This is a genomic window from Sanguibacteroides justesenii, from assembly GCF_003204205.1.
Taxonomy (GTDB): Bacteria; Bacteroidota; Bacteroidia; order Bacteroidales; family Marinifilaceae; genus Gabonibacter; species Gabonibacter massiliensis.
This window is the reverse complement of the sequence record NZ_QJPL01000001.1, coordinates 374,682-396,654: the sequence shown is the minus strand read 5'-3', so window position 1 is coordinate 396,654 and position 21,973 is coordinate 374,682. Positions and strand designations below refer to the sequence as shown.

The 21,973-nt window shown below is 42.9% G+C and carries 19 protein-coding genes; 8 read left to right on the top strand and 11 right to left on the bottom strand.

Features of this window, described 5'->3' with window-relative positions:
- The 3 genes from DMB45_RS01805 to DMB45_RS01795 all read right to left on the bottom strand — a co-directional run bounded on the left by DMB45_RS01805 (position 1) and on the right by DMB45_RS01795 (position 6,368).
- On the bottom strand, positions 1–2,742 hold the full coding sequence (locus tag DMB45_RS01805; RefSeq protein WP_052634680.1) for a DEAD/DEAH box helicase family protein: 2,742 nt from the start codon (positions 2,740–2,742) through the stop codon (positions 1–3).
- A 3-nt stretch (positions 2,743–2,745) separates the two neighbouring features.
- The gene (locus DMB45_RS01800; protein WP_052634682.1) at positions 2,746–4,521 is read right to left on the bottom strand and encodes a DNA methyltransferase; all 1,776 of its coding nucleotides are present in this window, start codon (positions 4,519–4,521) and stop codon (positions 2,746–2,748) included.
- A gap of 260 nt (positions 4,522–4,781) precedes the next feature.
- Positions 4,782–6,368, bottom strand: coding sequence for an ABC-F family ATP-binding cassette domain-containing protein (locus DMB45_RS01795; protein WP_110688386.1), 1,587 nt, complete (start codon positions 6,366–6,368; stop codon positions 4,782–4,784).
- 456 nt (positions 6,369–6,824) lie between these two features.
- On the opposite strand from DMB45_RS01795, the gene DMB45_RS01790 reads away from it, so the two are divergent.
- Positions 6,825–9,506: a MutS-related protein gene (locus tag DMB45_RS01790; RefSeq protein ID WP_110688385.1), complete on the top strand. Its 2,682-nt coding sequence runs from the start codon at positions 6,825–6,827 to the stop codon at positions 9,504–9,506.
- A gap of 1 nt (position 9,507) precedes the next feature.
- On the opposite strand, the gene DMB45_RS01785 is transcribed toward DMB45_RS01790, so the two are convergent.
- From DMB45_RS01785 to DMB45_RS01765, 5 genes are read right to left on the bottom strand one after another with little or no spacing between them, the layout of a single operon-like run.
- Complete coding sequence (locus tag DMB45_RS01785; RefSeq protein WP_041503763.1) at positions 9,508–9,816, bottom strand: nitrous oxide-stimulated promoter family protein; 309 nt, start codon at positions 9,814–9,816, stop codon at positions 9,508–9,510.
- A gap of 6 nt (positions 9,817–9,822) precedes the next feature.
- Entirely contained in the window at positions 9,823–10,416 is a 594-nt protein-coding gene (locus DMB45_RS01780; protein ID WP_110688384.1) for a hypothetical protein, read from the bottom strand.
- 11 nt (positions 10,417–10,427) lie between these two features.
- Entirely contained in the window at positions 10,428–11,477 is a 1,050-nt protein-coding gene (locus tag DMB45_RS01775; RefSeq protein ID WP_041503765.1) for a winged helix DNA-binding domain-containing protein, read from the bottom strand.
- Entirely contained in the window at positions 11,477–11,893 is a 417-nt protein-coding gene (locus tag DMB45_RS01770) for a PaaI family thioesterase (RefSeq protein WP_041503766.1), read from the bottom strand. Before DMB45_RS01770 ends, DMB45_RS01775 begins: the two co-directional genes overlap by 1 nt.
- Positions 11,894–11,907: 14 nt before the next feature.
- The gene (locus tag DMB45_RS01765; protein WP_041503767.1) at positions 11,908–12,219 is read right to left on the bottom strand and encodes a DUF4491 family protein; all 312 of its coding nucleotides are present in this window, start codon (positions 12,217–12,219) and stop codon (positions 11,908–11,910) included.
- A 261-nt stretch (positions 12,220–12,480) separates the two neighbouring features.
- Between DMB45_RS01765 and bcp the strand changes: the two genes are divergently transcribed.
- The 4 genes from bcp (at position 12,481) to DMB45_RS01745 (ending at position 16,813) form a co-directional block, all read left to right on the top strand.
- On the top strand, positions 12,481–12,951 hold the full coding sequence (gene bcp / locus DMB45_RS01760; RefSeq protein WP_041503768.1) for a thioredoxin-dependent thiol peroxidase: 471 nt from the start codon (positions 12,481–12,483) through the stop codon (positions 12,949–12,951).
- A gap of 42 nt (positions 12,952–12,993) precedes the next feature.
- Entirely contained in the window at positions 12,994–14,013 is a 1,020-nt protein-coding gene (gene recA, locus DMB45_RS01755) for a recombinase RecA (protein WP_052634685.1), read from the top strand.
- A gap of 64 nt (positions 14,014–14,077) precedes the next feature.
- Complete coding sequence (locus DMB45_RS01750; protein WP_041503770.1) at positions 14,078–16,156, top strand: S9 family peptidase; 2,079 nt, start codon at positions 14,078–14,080, stop codon at positions 16,154–16,156.
- Between the two features lie 108 nt (positions 16,157–16,264).
- Positions 16,265–16,813 carry an HdeD family acid-resistance protein gene (locus tag DMB45_RS01745; protein ID WP_041503771.1) on the top strand — a complete coding sequence of 183 codons (549 nt, stop codon included), beginning with the start codon at positions 16,265–16,267 and terminating at the stop codon, positions 16,811–16,813.
- An 82-nt stretch (positions 16,814–16,895) separates the two neighbouring features.
- On the opposite strand, the gene ispE is transcribed toward DMB45_RS01745, so the two are convergent.
- Complete coding sequence (ispE, locus tag DMB45_RS01740; protein ID WP_110688383.1) at positions 16,896–17,711, bottom strand: 4-(cytidine 5'-diphospho)-2-C-methyl-D-erythritol kinase; 816 nt, start codon at positions 17,709–17,711, stop codon at positions 16,896–16,898.
- Between the two features lie 149 nt (positions 17,712–17,860).
- Here ispE and DMB45_RS01735 point away from each other — a divergent pair, with 149 nt between their 5' ends.
- Positions 17,861–18,307, top strand: a complete 447-nt coding sequence (locus DMB45_RS01735) for a thioredoxin family protein (RefSeq protein ID WP_052634687.1) — start codon at positions 17,861–17,863, stop codon at positions 18,305–18,307.
- Between the two features lie 62 nt (positions 18,308–18,369).
- Positions 18,370–19,065, top strand: a complete 696-nt coding sequence (locus DMB45_RS01730; protein WP_041504066.1) for a phosphatase PAP2 family protein — start codon at positions 18,370–18,372, stop codon at positions 19,063–19,065.
- Here the strand turns inward: DMB45_RS01730 and cas6 are convergent, their stop codons facing one another.
- Positions 19,066–19,845: a CRISPR-associated endoribonuclease Cas6 gene (cas6, locus tag DMB45_RS01725; RefSeq protein ID WP_041503773.1), complete on the bottom strand. Its 780-nt coding sequence runs from the start codon at positions 19,843–19,845 to the stop codon at positions 19,066–19,068.
- A 150-nt stretch (positions 19,846–19,995) separates the two neighbouring features.
- Between cas6 and DMB45_RS01720 the strand changes: the two genes are divergently transcribed.
- Positions 19,996–21,264, top strand: coding sequence for a uracil-xanthine permease family protein (locus tag DMB45_RS01720; protein ID WP_041503774.1), 1,269 nt, complete (start codon positions 19,996–19,998; stop codon positions 21,262–21,264).
- A 1-nt stretch (position 21,265) separates the two neighbouring features.
- Here the strand turns inward: DMB45_RS01720 and DMB45_RS01715 are convergent, their stop codons facing one another.
- Positions 21,266–21,838 (bottom strand): flavin reductase family protein, encoded by a 573-nt coding sequence (locus tag DMB45_RS01715; protein ID WP_041503775.1) that lies wholly within the window; start codon positions 21,836–21,838, stop codon positions 21,266–21,268.
- Positions 21,839–21,973 lie beyond the last annotated feature (135 nt).

Below are 21,973 nucleotides of genomic sequence, written 5' to 3'. Positions count from 1 at the left end.
TTAAGACAAAAGATGGCGGACGAAACAAGTCTCCACCTCTTTCTTTGTATTAGTCGAATTATAAAGAGGTATACCTATCAACCGATAACTTTTATTCCCTTGCTGCATCAAAGATCGATCTATATAATTTTGATCCTCTGTCGTTATGGCTTGCAAAAAATCATTCTTCCATTGATCCGTTTTCAGGCGGTCACTCCCTTTGGGTTCCACAAATACCTGAAAATAGTCATCTCCCTTTCTCAGGAACAACAGAAAATCAGGCATAAACCCTCGTCCCTCGCGATCATATATTTTATATATCTCTTCGTTACGCAACAGGTATACCTCATCGTAACGACTTTTCAAATTACCGATGTATCCTTTTATGAATTCCAAAAGATCACGTTCTTCATCCGTCCCCACAAACGCATCCAACACATACCAATCGTTCGCAACCATACTCTTTTCGTACTCTTTATCATAATTCGCCTCAACCAGCTTTTCTTTAGATTTTTCAAATACATCCGCCAAAGCAACCGATTTAAAGCAGGTGGCGGTATAAGGTCGCGAATACTTTTTTATCTCCTGTTCCAGCTGTTCGAAGAAACGGATTGCAATCTTCAGATAGTCGTTATGGGTCAATGCCCGATTCGTCGTTACGGAGAGAGGAAGTCCCGCCAATAGGCCGCTATCATACAGTTCATCGATAGATTCGACCTTCAATTCCTTAGACAAATTTCCTATCCGATAGACAGAATCCACCTGCTTAGACAATCGATTGATCGCCTTCATAACGATATGACGTTCCATATCCCTAATCGTTATCAGTAGCGTCTTGGATTCAGCATGATCGACATATTTATCCTCATCGTCCCGGTTATCATCAAAAAGAATTTTAGCCTCTTTCTGTTCTTCTATAATTGTACAGGCAAAATACCACTCCTTTTCGATCTGATCCAGACTTTTCTTCTGCCTGAAAGGATTGACGATCCGTTCGTTCTTAAACAGCTTCGCCTTCCGGTAAAATTCGCAGGCACGGAACGCTTCTTTCAGTCCAAATACCTTACGTATCTTCCTGTCCTCTATCAAATTTTTCCGTTTCAACTCCTGAATCAGGTCCCCTATATAGCGCTCATCGTTATCGCTATGAAAATAAAATTCCTCCAATACCCTCAATTCATGGGTCAGATCATCGTCAAATTTCCGTCTTCCTCTCTCCTTATCTCCATAAGAAAACGGATAATACCTTATTCCTCTGCCTATCAACTGTACCTCCTGGGTCGTCGCCCGACTGGTTGCCGATTTCTTTACATTGCTGCCCCCCGTATTCTGTCCTTCATACAATCGTACGATATCATACAGGTTTAGAACATCCCATCCCTCCGTCAATCTTTGCACGGAAAATACAGCCCGGATGATATTATTTCTATCTTCCAGATTGTTCAATAAACGATCCTGGCTTTCCGTCGTTTTCTCTTCTCCTTTCCCTTTCCCCTTAGCCGTTCTATCGGAAGAATTGGTTATAATGCAATTTTGAACCTTAAAGTGGGTCTGCAAAAATTCGATTATACTTTGAACTTCAACACGGTTGTCCGCAATATAACGCCTGATATCCACAATCCGGCTTTGTCCTCTTCGGTAAACCTCCTTCATCCTATCCAGCTCCTCTTCCTTAACCGTCCCGATAAAATCGAAATCGGAAATACTCAAATTATCTATCAACTCTCTAAAAAAGGCAAAATCCGTCTGGGAAGCTTCAATAGTTTTACTCCGGAAAAGGATAACCGACTTAAAATCATATAAATGGAACTTAATAGCAATTTCCTGTCTATACCAGTTAAACAATAATGCTTGCAATATTCGCAACCGTTTATCGAAAGAAGAGCTGACTAAATGAATCTCTTTCGTGTATCCGGCCCGAAGGAAATCTTCAATCTGAAATTTATAAACCGTCTTATCCGCGTACTTTTGCAACACGCTCCTTACCTCCGGGATAGTAGCCGTAAATTCCAAAAGTATATTTTTGTTCGGCCTGTCACCCCTATAACCGTATTTATTCAACAGCAACTGTATGGCCGTATTTTCCCATCCCCTTTCGATATCTTCCTCTTTCGCGTTTGTTTCCGATATGCCCGTGTTAAAATCCGGACCATACAATACTCCCGTTTCGTTTTTCGTGTTGGCATTCAGATGATGCGCTTCATCCGCTATCATGATGATATCCCGCTCCTGCAACTCCTGCAAGGTCGTGGTATTCTCTTTTATATTATAGACGTCGTTATGCAATTTTTGTATGCTGCAAAACTTTATCTCCAATACATCATCCCGATCCGAAAACACCTCCACCTTCTTTATATTCACGGTCTCCTGATCAATCGTGATGATCGGCTGAAACAGGTATTTGTTATGTCCGGGATTGGAGAGATTATCTTCCGTTTTGCCTACAATGTTGTTCTGATTAACAAAAAAGATCACCTTACGATACCCCTGCTTATAGTAATAGAGTAATAAAGCCGCCATCAACAAGGTCTTACCCGTACCGGTAGCCATATTAAACATCAGGTGGTTCCCTCTCTCCTTATTCCTCTCGTTCAGTAAAAAATTTTCCAGGGCCTCCCGTTGCCAGTAAAACAGGTCGAATTTCAGATTCCGGGTGATGTATTCAGGTATAACAATAGGGTTCTCGACATATTTCTTACTCTTTTCCAACTCTTCATACAAATAATCGATCTTCGCCGGATTCCCTAAACTCGTATGGGTCATATCTTATTTTTTATAAAATTCATTAGCGGCAAAAACATCCTCCTCCTTCACGGTATACCGGATATCCCCCAACTCCGCGTAGTTGATATAAAGCTGATTCAAGTCGAGCATTTTACAGAAAATCTCTTTTTGCCTCCATAGAGGCAAAGCCATGAAAGTTTCTTCCCGGCTGACCTTTTCCCTAAACTCTCTTACCTTCAAGTTGTAATCCAAAAAATAGCGCTCGCACATCCGTTCAAAAAAAGCCAGCAACTCATCGTAATTTTTACATGTATTGATTTTCTCTATAGCTCTCTGGTTATTTCTGGCCAACTCGAAATAGACGTATTCCGTATGTTTCAGACGGGTCTTGATTTTCTCCTGCGTCTCTTCCAATTGTTCCACGGCAATATACCGACGGTTGAGATAGTCGGCGACATAAGCCGTTGTAGCACTTCCGGCAAAGAAATCAAGAACGATATCCCCCTCGTTCGTGGTCATTTTAATCAACCGTTCCATTAACTTATAGGGTTTTTCCGTGATATATCCAGTCCTCTTCTCTCCGTCCACCCTTATTCGGGCCGCTACCGCCGCCTTCAGCCAATCGGCATCGGAATTCAATTTATATTCGGCAAATATCCGTTTCATCTCCTCCACGAAATCCTCCTCCGTGTGGAACAATTCCCACCAATCTTCCGGAATTTTTCCCTTCTCCGTGTACCCCTCACTCACGTCACTGTTCATCTCCCCGTTAAAACCTCCCACGTGCACTTCGGATTTCATCCTAACATCGTCCCCGTTAAAAATCCAGTTGCCGGTTTTACTATACCACAATATATTATCATGTTTCCGGTTCAATTGTTTCATCTTAGGTGAACCCGGGCCATTGTAACACCAGATAATTTCATTCCGGAAATTCTCTCTTCCGAATACCTCATCCATCAGGATTTTCATATAATGTACCTCATTCCAATCCAATTGAACCAAAATGCTCCCGTCATCAGCCAACAACTCCTTGGCGACCTCCAATCGATTACGCATAAAAGCAAGCCAGGTCGAATGGTTGAAATTGTCATTATAACCAAAACTATCGTTTCCCGTGTTGTACGGGGGATCAATATAAATCAACCTGACCTTTCCCAAAAAACGTTCCTTCAAACTGTACAGAGCCAACAGGTTATTTCCCTTTATGACCAGATTATCCTTGATCACTCCTCGTTCATCGTATTGAAATCCTGCAAATCGCTTCTCTCCGTTTCCGGTATTACGCCTTACGTTTTCAAAAGCCTTAGGTTCCAACAACCGATCTATCTCCTCACTACCTATGACCGCATTGAAAAACACCTCTTTCCTCTTCGCCTTTTTCTCCACGTAATCGGATGTATCGGCATTCGCTTCAAAATAAATGTCCACTCCCTCTTCCGTGCTTTGTCCTCCTTCGAGTACACAATCTTTAAACGGAAAGTACAAAACCACCTCTCCGTAATCTTTCAATAGTTTACCTCTTCCGGTAGCCAATCCGATTTTATTCTCAAATTTCGTATAACTGTGATCCAGCATATCCTGCTCCAGAAAAAAAACGAAATCTCTCTGCTTAAATACATAAACCGCACCGCATCGAATAAAAAAACGTTTCCGGCATATCTCATTCTCCAACAAAGAAGAGATCAACCACTCCTCTTGTTCACCTACCGCTCTCTTAAGCGCATTCATATCCACTTCACCGCTATCCGTCAAACACTTGTTTTTTGTTCTCAATATATCAAAAACCACATCCGTGCAACCGATCAATTTCTTCATTCTATTATACGTATTATCCTCTGTTATTATTAGGAAGTGTTCCCCATCCTTTCTCTAACCTCTCCATTATCAATCGCATTCGATTGATTCAGGTTCAATATCATTCCTTTACAAATATAAATTAAGATACGACGACATCGAAGAAAACAAGAGAAATAATTTCTTCCGCTCTTTTCCGGTTACAAAATTAAACTTCGTATTTTAAATTCAAAATGATAATACACATGTTACCCGGAGTTAAAGAGCCATTATACTTTTCATTAAAGGTTTATCGTGTAGTCTACTCCGATTTGTTCAACAAAATAAGGATCGTGTGAAATCACCAACACGGTTCCCCGAAAATCCTTTACGGTAGCGGTCAGAATTTCAACATTCTGCATATCGATATTATTGGTCGGTTCGTCCAAAATAAAAACATCCGGGGTATCGGCACTGACCATCAGACAGCAAAGAGCCAACTTCATCTTCTCTCCCCCGCTCAACTTTCTGCAACTTTTCTCCCACACCGGCATGGGAAACAAAAAACGATTCAAAATCGTTTTGATTTCATGTTCCTGTCGCACGGCGGTAAACCGTCGTACCTGCTCAAACACGGACAAATCATTTTTAACGATCGAATACTCCTGATCCAAATAAACATACTTAAAATCCTCAAGGGTCAATGCCCCTCTGGAAGGATTCAACTCTCCGGTCATCAGCCGCAGTAAGGTTGTTTTCCCTGAACCGTTTTTTCCCCGGATAAGTACCCGATCGCCGCTCTTTATCAGGAAATCCAAATCCTTTTCCCATAAAGGGACAGACGAATAAGCGAAATTAATATGCCGAGCCGTGATTAAAATTTTTCCCGTATGTAACGACGAGGTTTTAAAATCTACTTTCATGGACTTTATATCCGGCAGGCAGGCCCGAACCTCCGTCAACTTCTCTGTAATACCCCTCTGCCTCTCCTCGTGAACTCCCTTCAAAGCTGAAGTACTCTTTTCTGCCCTGTCCTTTAAAGTGTTCATCGCCATACGGCTTACCCCTTTTTTAGCACTTCTTTTTTCTCCCCGGGCATCTAATTTCAGCTTGCGCTCGACAGTTTCCCGAGCGACCTTACGGGCCAGACGCAATTCTTTTTCTTTTTCGTCCAGTTGAGAATAAAGCGCATGAATAAGAGTCTCTTTCTGAGTCTTATAAAAATCATAATTCCCATTGTAGTAAGTTATTCCCCTTCTATCCAATTCGTAAATCGATGACATCAGATTCAATAATACCCTGTCATGGCTAATCACGACAATGGTCGCTTTAGCGTTTAGTATAAGCCCATACAACCGTTCACGGCACTCGCTATCCAAGTGATTGGTGGGCTCATCCAACAAAATTATCTCAGGCGAATGCAGATGAATACCCGCAAGCAACACCCGGGTCTTCTCTCCTCCGCTAAGACTTGCCAACGGCCGGAAGAGCGAAACATACTCCAAATCCCAAATTTCCAAAGCCGTCCGAGCCCTCTCTTCTATATCCCAATCCTCTCCGAGCACCGTAAAATGTTCTTCCGAAACATCGCCTCCCGTAATGGCCCGTAAGGCCGTCAGTTTTTTATCGATCCGCAAAACCTCCGCTATCGTCAGATGATCGTATTGACCGAAATGCTGCGGCACATGATACGTTGTTCCGTTACATATAATCTCCCCGGACACGGCGGAAAGCTCCCCGTTTATAACACGCATTAAAGTCGACTTTCCGGTTCCGTTATTCCCGACAAAAGCCACTTTTTGGCCTCGTTTTACAGCAAAAGAAAGATCCTGAAAAAGCATCTCTTTGTCGGCATGTCGATAAGTAAGTCGTCGTACAACTATGCTCATTCTATATAAATTACTCAATTAATACTCAAATAGTTGAAATCACGGGGCAAAAGTGATAATAAAGAATCAAATTCACGAATAGCAACTTTCTAAACGAAAAACCTGCCCGGTTTCTTATTTAAAACCGTTTACTGGCATAGGTATAACCCCGATTTTGAAAAGAAGTAATTAAATATTCATTCGAGTAAAGATATAATTTGGAACAAAAGTAATACATTTTACTGTATATCCAAAACGAAAACAGGTCATACCCTGTTTCAACAATATTTTTGTCACCATGAAGAATATAAACAAACAAAATTAGAAGCAAATCATGGTAAAACACTCGTGATTAAATATAATAGTTACAAATAATTAAAAATAACGAAATATATTCCTTTTATCCATTTAACATCATAACTTTAAAAAATCTTTAATATACGAACTAATACCAATCAATAACCATAAACACGACTTATGACTTTTTATACAGATAACCAAACCTTAAACGATCTGAGTATATTCGGAAAAAACAAAAATAGCAGCATATACGGTTTATTCAACAAAACCTGTACAAACGCGGGAGCCAGACTGCTGGAAAGCATGTTTAAACAACCGATATCCGATCTGGAGGAAATCCGAAAACGCTTAGCCGTAATACGTTATTTCCATGATAAAAAAAGCAGTTTCCCTTTTATGGGCAGCTTGATCAATAACGTGGAAAATTACCTGGGGGAACAAAGCGAAAAAAGCAGAATAGACCCGAATAGCACAAGCATACAAGGAAATTTAAAACGAAGATCCGGCATGGATTTGGATTACAAGAGAAATCAGGAAGGAATCATGCTGACAATCAGATTGATCAACTCCGTCCGTAACTTCGTATCGGAAGAAAGAGATTCGACAGAAGAAACTCCTTTGAAAACGATGATAGAGGAGATGAAAGAAATCGTCGACGACGAACGTTTGGCTTGGACTCTTAAAGAGAACGGGCAAAAGACATTCGATTATGAAAAAACAGCTGCTTGCGATACTATATTTCGTTTCAGGGCCCGGGATATACTGTCCCGATTAATGACTCATCTTTCTATTCTCGATGCCTACATCGCTGTCGCTCAAACCGCCATCGCACGCAACTTTACCTTTCCGATTCCCCTACCGGAGCAAGAGCAGCTGATAGATATAAAAGGACTTTACCACCCTTTCGTGGAAAATGCCGTGACGAACGACCTGACCATTGACCCCTCCCAGCAGATCATCTTTTTAACCGGGGCTAATATGGCCGGAAAATCTACTTTTATGAAAGCCTTCGGCGTTATTCTATACCTGGCACATATGGGATTTCCGGTTCCCGCCCGGTCTATGGAATTTTCTCTCCGAGGAGGATTATATACCACCATCAACCTTCCCGACCAATTAAAACGGGGTTACAGCCATTTTTACACGGAAGTTCAACGGGTAAAAAAAGTAGCAGAACTTTTAGACCGTCAACACGACTTGGTTATTATTTTCGATGAACTTTTCCGGGGAACGAACGTGAAAGACGCCTACGACGGGACTTATGCCGTAACGGAAGCATTTGCCAAGTACCAAAAAGCGATCTTCATGATATCCACTCATATTACGGAAGCCGGAGTCGCCCTAAAAGGACATTATGACAACATCTTGTTCACTTACTTCTCCACGTTAATGAAGGGAGAAAAACCCGTCTTTCCGCACACCTTGCAACCGGGTATAACGGAAGACCGTTTCGGAATGAGAATCATCAACAATGAACGGATCATCGAGATTATTCAAGGCAAGGTGAAGGTTCCTCCTTCTCCGAAAGAAGAAGGACGTTTTTTTGTCGATAAACAGACGATAAACGATTTAGAGTTATTCGGCAAGTTTAAAGACGAATCCGTTTTCAACACGTTTAACCGAACGGTAACTCAGGGAGGCAGCCAGACACTCGAACTTCTGTTTATGAATCCCACTACCGATGCAAAGGAGATCGAGAGGAGAAGGGAGATCATCCGTTATTTTCAACGTATCGACAAAAAACTCCCGGTAGGTAGTTTTATCATGAAGGAGGTCAATACCTATTTTAACGTCCCGATTCCCCGTTTCAAACTTCTCTCCTTTTACAGGATAATAAAATGGAGAATCTTAAAATTTTTCATGGACGATGCCCAATTCGATTTTGTCAAAGACGGTATTCTTTCCTCTGTAAAAATGTTAGACTCTCTGAATAGCTTCCTGCAAACGCTTGACGACAATACTCCCGTTTATCAAGAAGAGAGATCCGTATTCAGAACGATTCTGGAAAGTAAAAACATACGTTGGTGGAAAAAAGAAAAGGACAAAAAACGTCTCTCCTATTTTAAAATGGCCCATTTGGATTATCGGTTACGACGAACCGTCTTTATGGAAATGAAAACATTGGAGCGGATGATTTACGAAATGGATGCTTACCTGTCCGTGGCAAACGTGGCAAACGAAAAACATTTCACCCACGCGCTTCTCTGCGAGAAAAAAAAGAATTTCGTTCGAATGGAAGGGCTTTACCATCCCCACGTAGAGTCTCCGGTAGCCAATTCCATTCAAATAGATACGGAACAAAACGTTTTCTTCCTGACCGGAGCCAATATGGCCGGAAAATCCACCTTTATGAAAGCCTTCGGCATCGCTATATACCTGGCTCATTTAGGCTTTCCCGTACCCGCACGGGAGATGGAGTTTAGCCTCCAGGAAGGCATGTACACCTCCATTAACTTATCCGATAACCTGCTGGTAGGATACAGCCATTTCTACTCGGAAGTCTTACGGGTAAAGACTGTCGCCGAAGAGTTGAACCGGGGAAAAAGGCTGGTACTGATAATGGACGAACTGTTTAAAGGAACCAACGTGAAAGACGCTTTCGACGCAACCGTTGCCGTATCCATGGGCTTCGCGGAGAGTCGGGACAGTCTTTTCCTCCTATCTACCCATATCATAGAAGCAGCTAACGATTTAAAGGAGCATTACCGGAATGTCCAATTTTTCTATTTTCCCACGAGAATCGAGGAATCCCGTCCGGTCTATCCTTATCTGTTAGAAAAGGGGATAACTTCCGATCGTCACGGAATGCGTATTATCAACAATGAAGAGATTATAGAAACCATCAACAACAGCCGTTAGATTATTTCCGAAACAAATGTTCCAACGCCGCCCGAGGCGAGTACAACAACATGCGTGGTCCGGAGAAACGCATCACTCTCCGGATCCGTTCTCTCATTTTCGCAGAATAACAATGAACGGGACAATGTTTACAAGAAGTCTTATCCTCCCCGAAAGGACAATGTTCCAATCTCGCTCGGGCATATTCCAATAACTCCGCACAAGTCGGGCACAAGGTCTTATTTCCCTCCTTTTTCCTGCAATAGAGGCGAATCATCCTCTCTACAATTTTCTTTTCCCGTTCCACGCGGAAAACTTTACTTTTGTCCATTATCTGTTATCTCGTAATACGATAGCATCTGCTCCCCAGCACACTCGCCAACCGGTCCATATCGTTCAATGCTGCGATCGTCACGTCCCACTTCGCGTAATGAACCGGTTTGCCCCGTAATATCGTTCCGGGTGCTCTGAAAACGGCTTTTTGCAAAAAATCTTTTTTGAATATCCACCCTAACACCAACAACACCCGCTCGTGACCGCGAGTATATAATTTGGAAAACACATAGATATCCACCACTCTTTTGACCTGTTCGTCCGTAACCTCACACCTCCAGTCATCGTGAGGAAAATAAAATACCTCTTGTGTTTTAACGTCGATTATCTCGTTCCGAGCACCCAAAAAATCACCATGATCGGGCGTATCCCCAATCTTTTCTCCCAAATAAACAACCGGGAGTTTTTTCAACCGACACCACTCATCAAAAGCAAACTCCCCGATATATCCGATAGCGATCTTCTCTATCCGTTGCGGAACGTCCAGCCGGACATCCCGCCTATATTCGGACCTGATACGTATACCGGCCCTACGGTTCGCCTCCGCCCAACTTGCGGAAGAACAATGCCATTCAAACGCCTTTTTTACCGAAGCCATCTCTCTTTCGTTTATGTCATAATAAACTCCTTATACCTCTTCTCCGCCGCTTTTAACAGGCCACGATCCAACTCCATCCGTTCAAAAAAAGAGGTTTCAACGGAAACCTGTCCCCTTGAGGCCACCTTGTTCCAATTCCCGACAATTTTTCCATTATAGAGAATAACCGGATAAAAGGTTCCCCAACGATTAAAAGCCTTGAAATAATATTCCCGGTTCAAGATCGTCTCTCTCTCCTTGTAACTGATCAGGTATTCGTCGAAAGCAGGTAGAAAATGCAATATCCTATCGATATTCATGTTTTTATCACATGAACTGTGCACGAATAATCGGGACGAGGAAAAACGATCCGAAGTCAGTTCCGAGCGGATCAAATCCATGGCATGCCGGGCATCGCCGATCGATAACCCAGACCACCATACAAAATCCTGTAAACTGGCTGGCGAATGGCTTCTGAAATAGCTGACCGCCAACTTTGCCAAGGCCTCTTCCCTATGCAACTCTTTCACAGGCGGCACCCGTTCTTCCAACAAAGCATAAGTCGACTTTTTATCCTTATCGACACCACTGCATACGATTCCTTCCGCCTCCGCACGCGTCAGGTAATGGGTCAACCGAGCAAAATCGACTACCAATCCCGCCTTCATCAGTTCCGTCGCGATCTCCTCCTTAGTCAAACTTCTATTCCCTTCCAATATCCTTTCAAACAATCGGTTACAGCGAAAATACGACTTTTCCGTTATACCTAAATTTTTACTCTTCGCAAACGATTCATTGGCGGACTTTATCCGCGAAAAAGATAACTTCAACATCCAACGAATATCTTCGGCAGCCACGAAATGCCAGGTAGGACGCATCACATGGGTACGCAATATCTCACCTCTTCTCAATGCCTCTTCCACCGTTTGCAAAGTGGCGGACTTTAGGCGGAGACCAACAGCCCATTTGGCCATCTGATAATGTTGGGCTTGTACGGCCCCCATCCAATGAACAAGCTCCCCGGGCTTATCAAATACGGCTTCTGACAATTGTTGGCTATATACGCGAACCTCTTCTATCATCATGATTTGGGAAGAATGACATTTGTAATCCGACATACGGAAGCCAAGTTCCCAAATTCATCCGTCACGTTGATACTCACTACATGAGTACGTTTTCCTTTATGAATAAATTCGGCACGCCCCGTAACATAACTCCCTTGAGCCTTCCGGATATGGTTTCCGTTTATCTCGATACCGAACACGTGAAATCCCTCCCGAGGAACCGAAACGTACGTAATACCACTACCTACTGTCTCCGCCAAAGCCATAATGGCTCCACCATGCAGCAAATTTCCCGGACGCATCGTACGTTCATCTATCGGCATCCGGGCTTCCAGCCAATCTTCCCCGATTCCGGTAAACTCTATTCCCAAGTGTTCCACCAAGGTTCCCCGGCATTCCCGGTTCATTTGTATCAATACCTCTTCAATTTTCATCTCTGTTGTTTAATCTAAAAATTATATTTCCGCTTCGGATTCTTAGGAAACCATCCCTTTCTTACCCGCTCTTCCTGTTCAAAAACCTCTTTGATCGTCCAAAAAGAAGAGAATGCAAAGACTCCTAACAGGGAAGACCACATGACTTCCCTTACCAATAATGCCGCAACAACTCCCGCTATCCCCAAGAGCAAAAATATCCACCAACATCTCGTTCCCCAATAGTACTCCGCTTTTACGACAACCGGATGAAACAGGCCGATGATCAAAAACGTACATATCCCGATAATCAAACCCGTCAAATTATAGGTCTCTATAAATTCCATAGTAATTCATTTTTATTGACCGCAAAACTACGGATAAAAAGCGTTTTATCAAAGAATAAAAAAACGTCCGAGAATTCGGTCGGCTCCTTCTATCCGCCCCGACTTTTGTCATATCATCGTGCCGGATCAAAAAGAAATCTTTTCCGCCGTAACAACTCTGTTTCCGGAATCTTTAATTTCCTCAAACTTTCTCTTTCGACTTCCTCTGAAATCTCCAAAATATTCCTACTTTTGTAGAAATATCATAGTACTCGAAAAACGATGACACAGTTAAATGAAGGAGAAAAAGCCCCCTATTTCAAAGGGCAGAATCAGGACGGCAAGGAGATAACCCTTGATGATTTTAAAGGTAAAAGACTCATACTTTATTTTTACCCGAAAGATAACACGTCCGGTTGTACGGCGGAAGCATGCAGTTTAAACGAAGGATACGCATCACTTACTTCTCAAGGTTTTGAAGTGATCGGAGTAAGTCCGGACCCGGCATCCTCCCACCAGAAATTTATCGCAAAATACAATTTATCGTTCAACCTGATTGCCGATACGGACAAAACAATCATGGAAACATACGGCGTATGGGGCGAGAAAAAAATGTATGGGAGAAGTTATATGGGGGTTGTCCGTACCACCTTCGTTATCGGACAGAACGGCAGTATCGAGAAGATAATCACCAAGGTTAACACGAAGGACCATGCTAACCAGATATTGAAAGAGTTGGATATAAAAGGTTAACCAGAAATATTGTATTGAAAATTCAAATTTTAAATCAATCATATGGCAACAAATGAAACCAATCAAGACAAGTTAAAAGCACTACAACTTACCCTCGATAAGATCGAGAAGAATTTCGGCAAGGGAAGTGTCATGAAACTTGGCGAAAATGTCGTGGAAAATATCCCGGCAATTCCGACCGGCTCCATTGCCTTAGACAAGGCTTTAGGCGTCGGAGGATACCCCAGAGGAAGGGTTATTGAAATCTTCGGACCGGAATCCTCCGGTAAGACGACTTTAGCCATCCACGCTATTGCTGAAGCACAAAAATTAGGAGGTATTGCAGCTATCATCGATGCAGAACATGCCTTTGATCGCACCTATGCCGAAAAACTGGGTGTAGATGTAAATAATCTATTTATATCTCAACCGGATAACGGAGAACAGGCCCTGGAGATCGCCGAGCAATTGATCCGATCTGCAGCTATCGATATCATTGTTATCGACTCCGTCGCCGCCCTTACTCCCAAAGCCGAAATCGAGGGAGAGATGGGTGATAGCGTGATGGGATTGCAAGCCCGCCTCATGTCGCAAGCTTTACGGAAATTAACCGGAACAATAAGCAAGACAAACACTTGCTGTATTTTTATCAATCAGTTAAGGGACAAAATAGGTATCATGTTCGGTAACCCCGAAACGACAACCGGTGGTAACGCCTTAAAATTCTATGCCTCCGTACGTCTGGATATCCGTCGCATCGGGCAGATCAAAGACGGAGAAGAGGTGTTCGGAAATCATACCCGCGTGAAGGTAGTGAAGAACAAAGTCGCTCCTCCATTTAAAAAGGCTGAATTCGATATCATGTACGGCGAGGGAATTTCTCAATCGGGCGAAATCGTAGACTTGGGCGTGGAATACAACGTCATCAAGAAAAGCGGTAGCTGGTTCTCCTACGGAGAAAGCAAATTAGGCCAGGGACGCGAAACCGTGAAACAATTGGTGATGGACAATCCCGAGTTAGCCGAAGAGTTAAAGCAAAAGATCGTCGTAGCCATGGATGAAGTTCAAAACAAACAGGCATAAGAGCGAATGAAAGGGATGGTGTGCGTATCCCTTTCTTTTATTTAATAACATAACAGCTAAAAGAATGAAAAGATATTTTTATTCTATCTTAATTTTGTTGTCCGTTACCGCATGCGACAGCAAGAAAGAAATCGTAAAACCCAGTTATAAAACTCCGGATATGAAACTTACTTCCGATGTTATGACCCCGGAAATATTATGGTCCTTCGGAAGACTCGGAAGTTTCCAGGTCTCTCCGGATCAAAAATCCGTCGTGTACGACGTAACTTATTTCAATAAGGAAGAAGATCGTTCTTATTCCGATTTGTATCTACTGAATCTGGCGGATGGAAAAAGTAGGCAATTAACCGATACCGATTACAAAGAGTTCGGAGAAACATGGACCCCGGACGGAAAGATTGCTTTCATGTCGAGCAGATCGGGTTCCGTCCAATTATGGGAAATGGAAGCGGACGGTAGCAATCTAAAGCAGATTACCGACGTGGAAGGCGGTATAGGAGGTTATATCTATTCTCCGGATAAATCGAAATTACTCTTTTTAAAAGAGGTGAAATTAGAGCAAGACGTACACGACCTGCATCCGGATCTTCCCAAAGCCAATGCCCGGTTGATCAACGACCAGATGTATCGTCACTGGAACCAATGGGTGGAGACCTATACACACCCGTTCGTGACAGAGTATACCCCTGGCAAACCGATCACGACCGGAAAAGACATCATGGAAGGCGAAAAATGGGAGTCTCCCGTACGTCCTTGGGGCGGTACGGAACAAATCGCATGGACCAAAGACAACAAAGGCATCATCTACACGGCTCGTAAAAAAGAGGGAGTAGCTTACGCCTCGTCCACGAATACGGATCTATACCTTTATGATTTAAGCAGCGGTAAAACACGCAACTTAACCGAAGGCATGATGGGATATGACAATAACCCGGTACTCTCCCCCGACGGTAAGCTAATGGCTTGGGAAAGTATGGAGCGCGACGGCTATGAAGCCGACAAGATCCGGCTTTTCGTCATGAACCTGCAAACGGGAGAGAAAAAAGAGTATACGCGAAACTTCGACCAGAACGTGGGAGGATTGAATTGGGCCGACAACAATACCATCTATTTTATCTCCGATTATCATGCTACCGACGAAATCTACAAATTGACTCTCGACGACGGAGTCATCAAGAAATTGACGGAAGGAGTCCATAACTATACTTCCGTGACCCCGGTAGGCGACTTCTTGTTGGCCGGTAAGGTTTCCATGAGTAAGCCGGCAGAACTATACAAAGTAGATCCGGTAAGCGGCAAAGACCAAGAACTCACCTTTATCAATAAAAAAATATTGGATCAACTGACGATGGGTAAGGTAGAGGCGCGTTGGATCAAAACGACGGACAACAAGCAGATGCTAACCTGGATCATCTATCCGCCCCATTTCGATCCGAATAAAAAATACCCCGCTATCCTTTATTGCGAAGGAGGACCGCAAAGTACGGTCAGCCAATTTTGGAGCTACCGCTGGAATTTCCAGATGATGGCAGCCAACGATTACATCATCGTGGCACCGAACCGCCGGGGATTGCCCGGTTTCGGACAGGAGTGGCTGGAACAAATCAGCGGCGACTACACGGGACAAAACATGAAAGACTACCTGTCCGCCATCGACGAAATGAAGAAAGAGCCCTACATCGATGAAAACCGTCTGGGTTGTGTCGGAGCTTCCTACGGCGGTTTCTCGGTATATTACCTGGCGGGACACCACGACAAACGTTTTAAGGCATTTATTGCCCATTGCGGTATTTTCAATATGGAGATGCAGTACTACAACACCGAAGAGATGTGGTTTGCCAATTGGGATATGGGAGGAGCACCTTGGGAAAAAAACAACAAGATAGCTCAGCGTACATTCGACAACTCTCCGCATAAATTCGTCGGAGAGTGGGATACTCCCATTTTAGTCATCCACGGACAACAGGATTTCCGTATAGATGCCTCTCAAGGCATGGGAGCCTTCAATGCCGCCCGCATGCGGGGTATTCCGGCTCAATACCTCTATTTCCCGGAAGAGTGCCATTGGGTTTTAGGCTGCCAGAACGGCATCCTATGGCAACGCACGTTTGCCGCTTGGTTAGACCGATGGTTAAAACAATAAATAAAAAAGTCGTCCTACCGGACGACTTTTTTATTACATTTTTACTTAAAAGCCATAACTTTTTCGTTCCGTATCGTATATAAACAAAATATTAATACGAAAACAGTTATGACAACATCTACAATTTCAACTTCAACACGTTCCAAAGGATTCCGGTGGCTATACATTATTTTAGGAATCGTACTCTTTGTCTTTGGGATCGGTATTTTACGCCATCCGGTAATTTCCTATTTAGGACTTGCCCTTTATTTCAGTATCATTATCATGATTATCGGTATCGGAGAGATTCTGAACGCTTTTTCCGGCAAACATGCCAGACATTGGGGATGGGGTTTTACGCTCGGTATCATCGATTTAATCATCGGTTTCGTATTACTTACCAATCCCGGCATAACGGAAGATATCCTGCCATACATCGTGGGCTTCATCCTACTGTTTAAAAGCATTGATTTTATCAGTGATTCGCTACAAATGTCTTCGCTGAAAATCGGAGGATGGGGTTGGATACTGACCGGGGGAATACTCACGTTGATTTTCTCCTTTATGATTATTTTCTATCCGGTTTGGGGAGCATTGAATATCATTATCTGGACGGGACTTTGTTTTATTTTCGCGGGTATCTCGTCATTCATTTATGCTTTTATAGACAAACGGTAAGATTCATCTTCTATCGTATTTTAGTCATCAAAGATCGAACAGGCTGTCATGCCTCTTCGATCTTTTTGTCACTTATCCACGACTATTCGCTTTGCCAAGTAAAATAATCCGGAAAATACTCCTTTACCTCAACTTTACGGTCAAACAAGGCATATACGGCAGAACCGCTTCCCGTCATCGAAACGTACAAAGCCCCAGCCTCGTCCAGCCGTTCTTTGATCCTGTTTATCTCGGGCAGTTTCTTATTTACCGTGTTCTCAAAATCATTACGTACCCGTTCTTTCCAATCCGCTATCGGACAACAAGGTACTTCCCGCAAATCGAATGTCGCAGCACACGGGGTAATTCCGGCATACGCTTCCGGAGTCGCCACTCCGCCATCCGGCTTTACCAATACAAGGTAATAATCATTCAAATCCAGATCTATTGAGCTCATCATCTCTCCCTTTCCCCGGGCATAAACGGGTCTATTTCGAATAAAAAACGCACAATCGCTTCCTAAACGAACGGCGTAATCTTCCAAACGGGAGTCGGACAATCCCAAAACAAAAAGTTCGTTTAATCCTTTCAGCATATAAGCGGCATCGGCAGATCCCCCGCCCAAACCGGCACCGAAAGGAATAATTTTATGCAGATGTACTCGTACCGAAGGCAAATCGAACTCTTTAGCCAATAACCGGTAAGCCTTTATAACTAAATTTTTTTCCGGCTCGCAATCAATCGGTATCCCCGAGGTATGAAAAATACACTCCCCCGCCCCGCTCTCTTCTTTATGTAATTCCAATATATCGCATAAACCTATCGGATAAAAAATCGTCTCTATATTATGAAAACCATCCGGCCGCTTTTCCGTGATAAAAAGCCCTATATTTATTTTTGCATTTGGAAACAGTACCATAAATTACCTATTTAATGGCTCAAAATTAATTAATTTACGGGGAATCTCTTTATGTTTTCCAAACATCCATAAAATAAATTATTTTCATCCATAAGGTAATCAATCCCGTACAAAACACGTACATTTGCAATTACCTAACGACTAAAAACATGAGAGTACTATTTTTCTTCTCGATCATCCTGCTTTCAACAACAAGTTCAACGCCCAAAGAACCGAGGGTAAAATCCATTACCACGAAAGAGTTCAAGGAGTTGATATGGAACTACACGAAGGATAAAGAATGGCGTTACAAAGGAGATAAACCGGTCATCGTGGATTTTTATGCCGATTGGTGTCCCCCCTGTCACCGATTGTCACCGATCCTGACAAAGATTCAAAAAGAGTACGGCGATTCGCTACAAATTTATAAAGTGAACATCGAAAAAGAGAAAGACCTGGCAAAGTTACTGGAGATTAAAAATATTCCATTGATGCTTTTTATCCCTAAAAACGAAAACCCGGTAAAAGTATTAGGTGTGCATTCCAAAAATGACTTGGAAAAAATGATTTTGAAGGTTCTCAAAGTAAATAAAGTAAGCTTACATCGTAAAAAATGATTTGTAAATTATAAATTTGCTTGATTTATTACTTTAAAGTTTACGGAATTAAATTTGAAAACATGCTGGAAACGCTTCAAGAACTGGACAAAGAACTATTTTTAAACCTCAACTCCATACATTCTCCTTATTGGGACACTTTCATGTCTATATATACGGGGAAATTAATATGGATTCCCATGTATGCTTCCATTCTTTACGTTTTATGGAGGAATTTCAACTGGCGCACGGTCATTTTGACGACAATAGCCTTTGCTTTGGTCATTACCTTGGCGGATCAAACCTGTAGTTCCATCCTCCGTCCCCTATTCGAACGTCCCCGTCCCTCACATAATCAAGAGATAGCAGACATCGTACACCTGATAAACGGAAGAAGAGGAGGAATGTACGGATTTCCCTCCTGTCACGCTTCCAATACCTTTGCCTTGACTTTTTTTATCCTATGGTTTTTCAGGAATAAAGCCCTCTCCGTCTTTTTCATTTTATGGGCCGTTATTACCTGTTACTCGAGAATTTACGTGGGAGTACATTATCCCGGAGACCTTCTTTTCGGTACGGTTGTCGGTATAACGGCGGGTAGTATCGTTTACCTACTCTACCGATTCGCCTTGCATTGTACGCGTGTAAGAGAATTTGTCCGCAACGAACGCGATTGCTACCTAATAGAACATCCGGGCGGTATAAAATACACGCTTACCATCATTTACACGGGCCTTATTACGATTTTCGCTTTCGGAATATACGCTCTTTTCGTCTGATCATGTCCAGACCTCGATACACCCGAACCCCTGACTGCCCAACCTACCGGCTCCGCTGTCATACATCAATTTCAACAATTCCGGATTTCCCGTGATCTCGAACCCGAACAGGTAACTTTTTAATTGGGTTCTCTGAGAAGTCCCCTCCTTTATAGTAATCGTCTTTGCCTTAGGGGGCGACAATACCTGCAAACGATCCAAATGCCATTCTGGCAATGGTTCCTGACGATAGAACGCACGATACTTCTCGAGTAGGTTATACTCCAGCAACCTCAAAAAAACAGGTTCATCGGGAGATACATGACGGGTAGTACCTCCTCCTTCCCGCTTCTCATCTATAAAAACCGGCGAAATCGTCCGAAACCTCATCGTTTCGCTAAAAGAAGGCTCCGGCAGACGTTCGACAGAAACCACATCGAAAGAAACCCGGGTTCGCTTATCCCCGATAACGATATGACGATTATTAAACAACCCGACAACAAAAGCTTCGATGGCATCGATCGGATAAAAAGAGACAATCAGGCATACCTCTTCCGACAAGATATTCATTCGGTCTCCAAAAATCTGAAAACGGGGTATATATAAATTCGAAAAGGTAAAAAGCTTAAACTGTTTACGCTCCCCCGTTATATACCCGTGATCATGCAACCAAGCGGCAAATTCGGAATTACCTTCGTTCAATATTTTATAAATGGTGGAGCTCAGGGGATATAAATAATTGCAAGGCAATATCGTACCCCACACATTTTTATCGACTCTCAAAATCAACCTAAACCTCATATTTCTTATTTTAATCCGTTTTAAAGATAAAAATAATTTTACATATTACCAGTCATGCCCCTTTTTTACCAACATTTTAATAAACTTTCCGTACCATTTGTTTGACCCGCATTTATATCGTAAGTTTGTTTGTTCTTAAAACAAAAAGCCATGAAATACGCGTTGAATGACAAACCCTCTCTGCTACCTTTGCTTATGTATGGACTCCAATGGTTTGTCGTATCCATTCCTTCCATCGTCATTCTGGGAGTTATCGTATCGCAAATTCATTATAGCGATGCGATCGCCCAAACTCTTTATATGCAAAAAATTTTCGGAATAATGGGCATTGCCTTAATTATACAGGTATTATGGGGACACCGTTTACCTCTTATCATAGGACCTGCTTCCGTTCTGCTCATCGGTGTCCTGGCATCCGCATCGGCCTCCGTTTCCGCCGTGTACACGGCTATTCTGATCGGAGGAATCTTTCTATCCCTACTCGCTTATAGCGGATTACTCTCTAAGTTACAATTTATATTCACTCCCAGAATTATCACGGTTATTCTCATCCTGATAGCCATTACGCTCTCCCCAGTTATTCTGAAACTTCTGTTCGGCGAAGCGGAACATACCTTGTTTCATCTCTCGTTCGCCATCTTGCTTACCCTTGCCATGATCATTGGAAATCAAGTATTTCGAGGCATATGGAAATCCACCGTTGTCCTCTGGGCTCTTCTTATAGGCAGTTTACTGTATTACGGAGTACAAGGATTCCCGAAATCCTCATTTCCCTCCTCTGCCTTTTCAAAAGCAGGACTCTCTTTTTTCAATTTTCCTTTGGAATTCGATGCAGGTGTCATTCTCTCCTTTATTTTTTGTTTCATTGCACTTATCGTAAACGAATTAGGTTCTATTCAGGCCGTGGGGAAACTCATAGGTGCAAACAAAATGGAAAAACGAACGACCCAAGGAGTCGGCGTTGTAGGAATCACCAACATACTTTCCGGCTTGGTCGGTATTGTAGGCCCTATCGATTACTCCATGAGTCCGGGTATCATCTCTGCCACCGGATGTGCTTCCCGTTATACCCTGATCCCGGCAGGCATAGGCCTTGTAATAAGTGCTTTTTTCCCCGAATTGATAATCGTAATGGGACATATTCCCCATGTCGTAATGGGAGCGGTTCTACTCTACCTGATGGCAGCACAACTTTCTGCCGGTTTGCAAATGACGGTCCATGAAACCGCCGTGAAAAACTTTAATAACGGTATCGTAATCGGCTTTCCGCTCATGGTAGCATTGCTGCTCTCTTTTGCCCCGGATAGCGCACTAAACTCCATTCCTCCCCTTATCCGACCCATCATCGGTAACGGGTTTGTCATGGGGGGCATTTCGGTCTTAATATTGGAACACCTTATTTTCAGAAAAGAAAAATAGGTTATTTCTTCTTTTTTTTCCGAACCGACCAACCGAAATGACCGATCTTCTCACCGATACCAAAATACTCCCCGTGTACATAAACCAACGGGTTGGAATCTGACAATTCGAACTTACCGGTCTCTTTATCCAGGTAATTATCGTCGGCCAACACGTTCACCACCTCTGCTATAAACATATCATGGGATCCTAAAGGAATAATTTCTTTCACCCGGCATTCGATACAAACGGGAGACTCTTCCACCGTGGGAGCCTGAACGATTGTAGCCTGTCCGGGTGTCAACTTCATCTCTTCAAACTTATTATAGTCTTTGCCCGAACGTACCCCGCACCAATCGGTCGCGTAAGCCATATTCGCCGTAGTCAAATTAATGACAAACTCCCGGTTTTTCTTCAAAATCGGGTACGAATGGCGTTCCGGACGCACGGAAATATAACACATGGGCGGATTCGTACAAAGAGTTCCTGTCCAAGCAACCGTAAAAATGTTGTACTCTTCCGGCGCATTTCCGCAACTCACTAATACGGCCGGCAACGGGTATATCATCGTCCCCGGTTTCCAATTATGTTTCATATTTACAGACTTTACTATTTTCCGGCAAAGATAGAGAAAGTTTACATAGCATAAAACAGACATTATTACCGGCATTAAGACAAGAAAAACGTATCTTTCATATTAAAATTTTCCCCGAAAAAAAAGACAGGTATA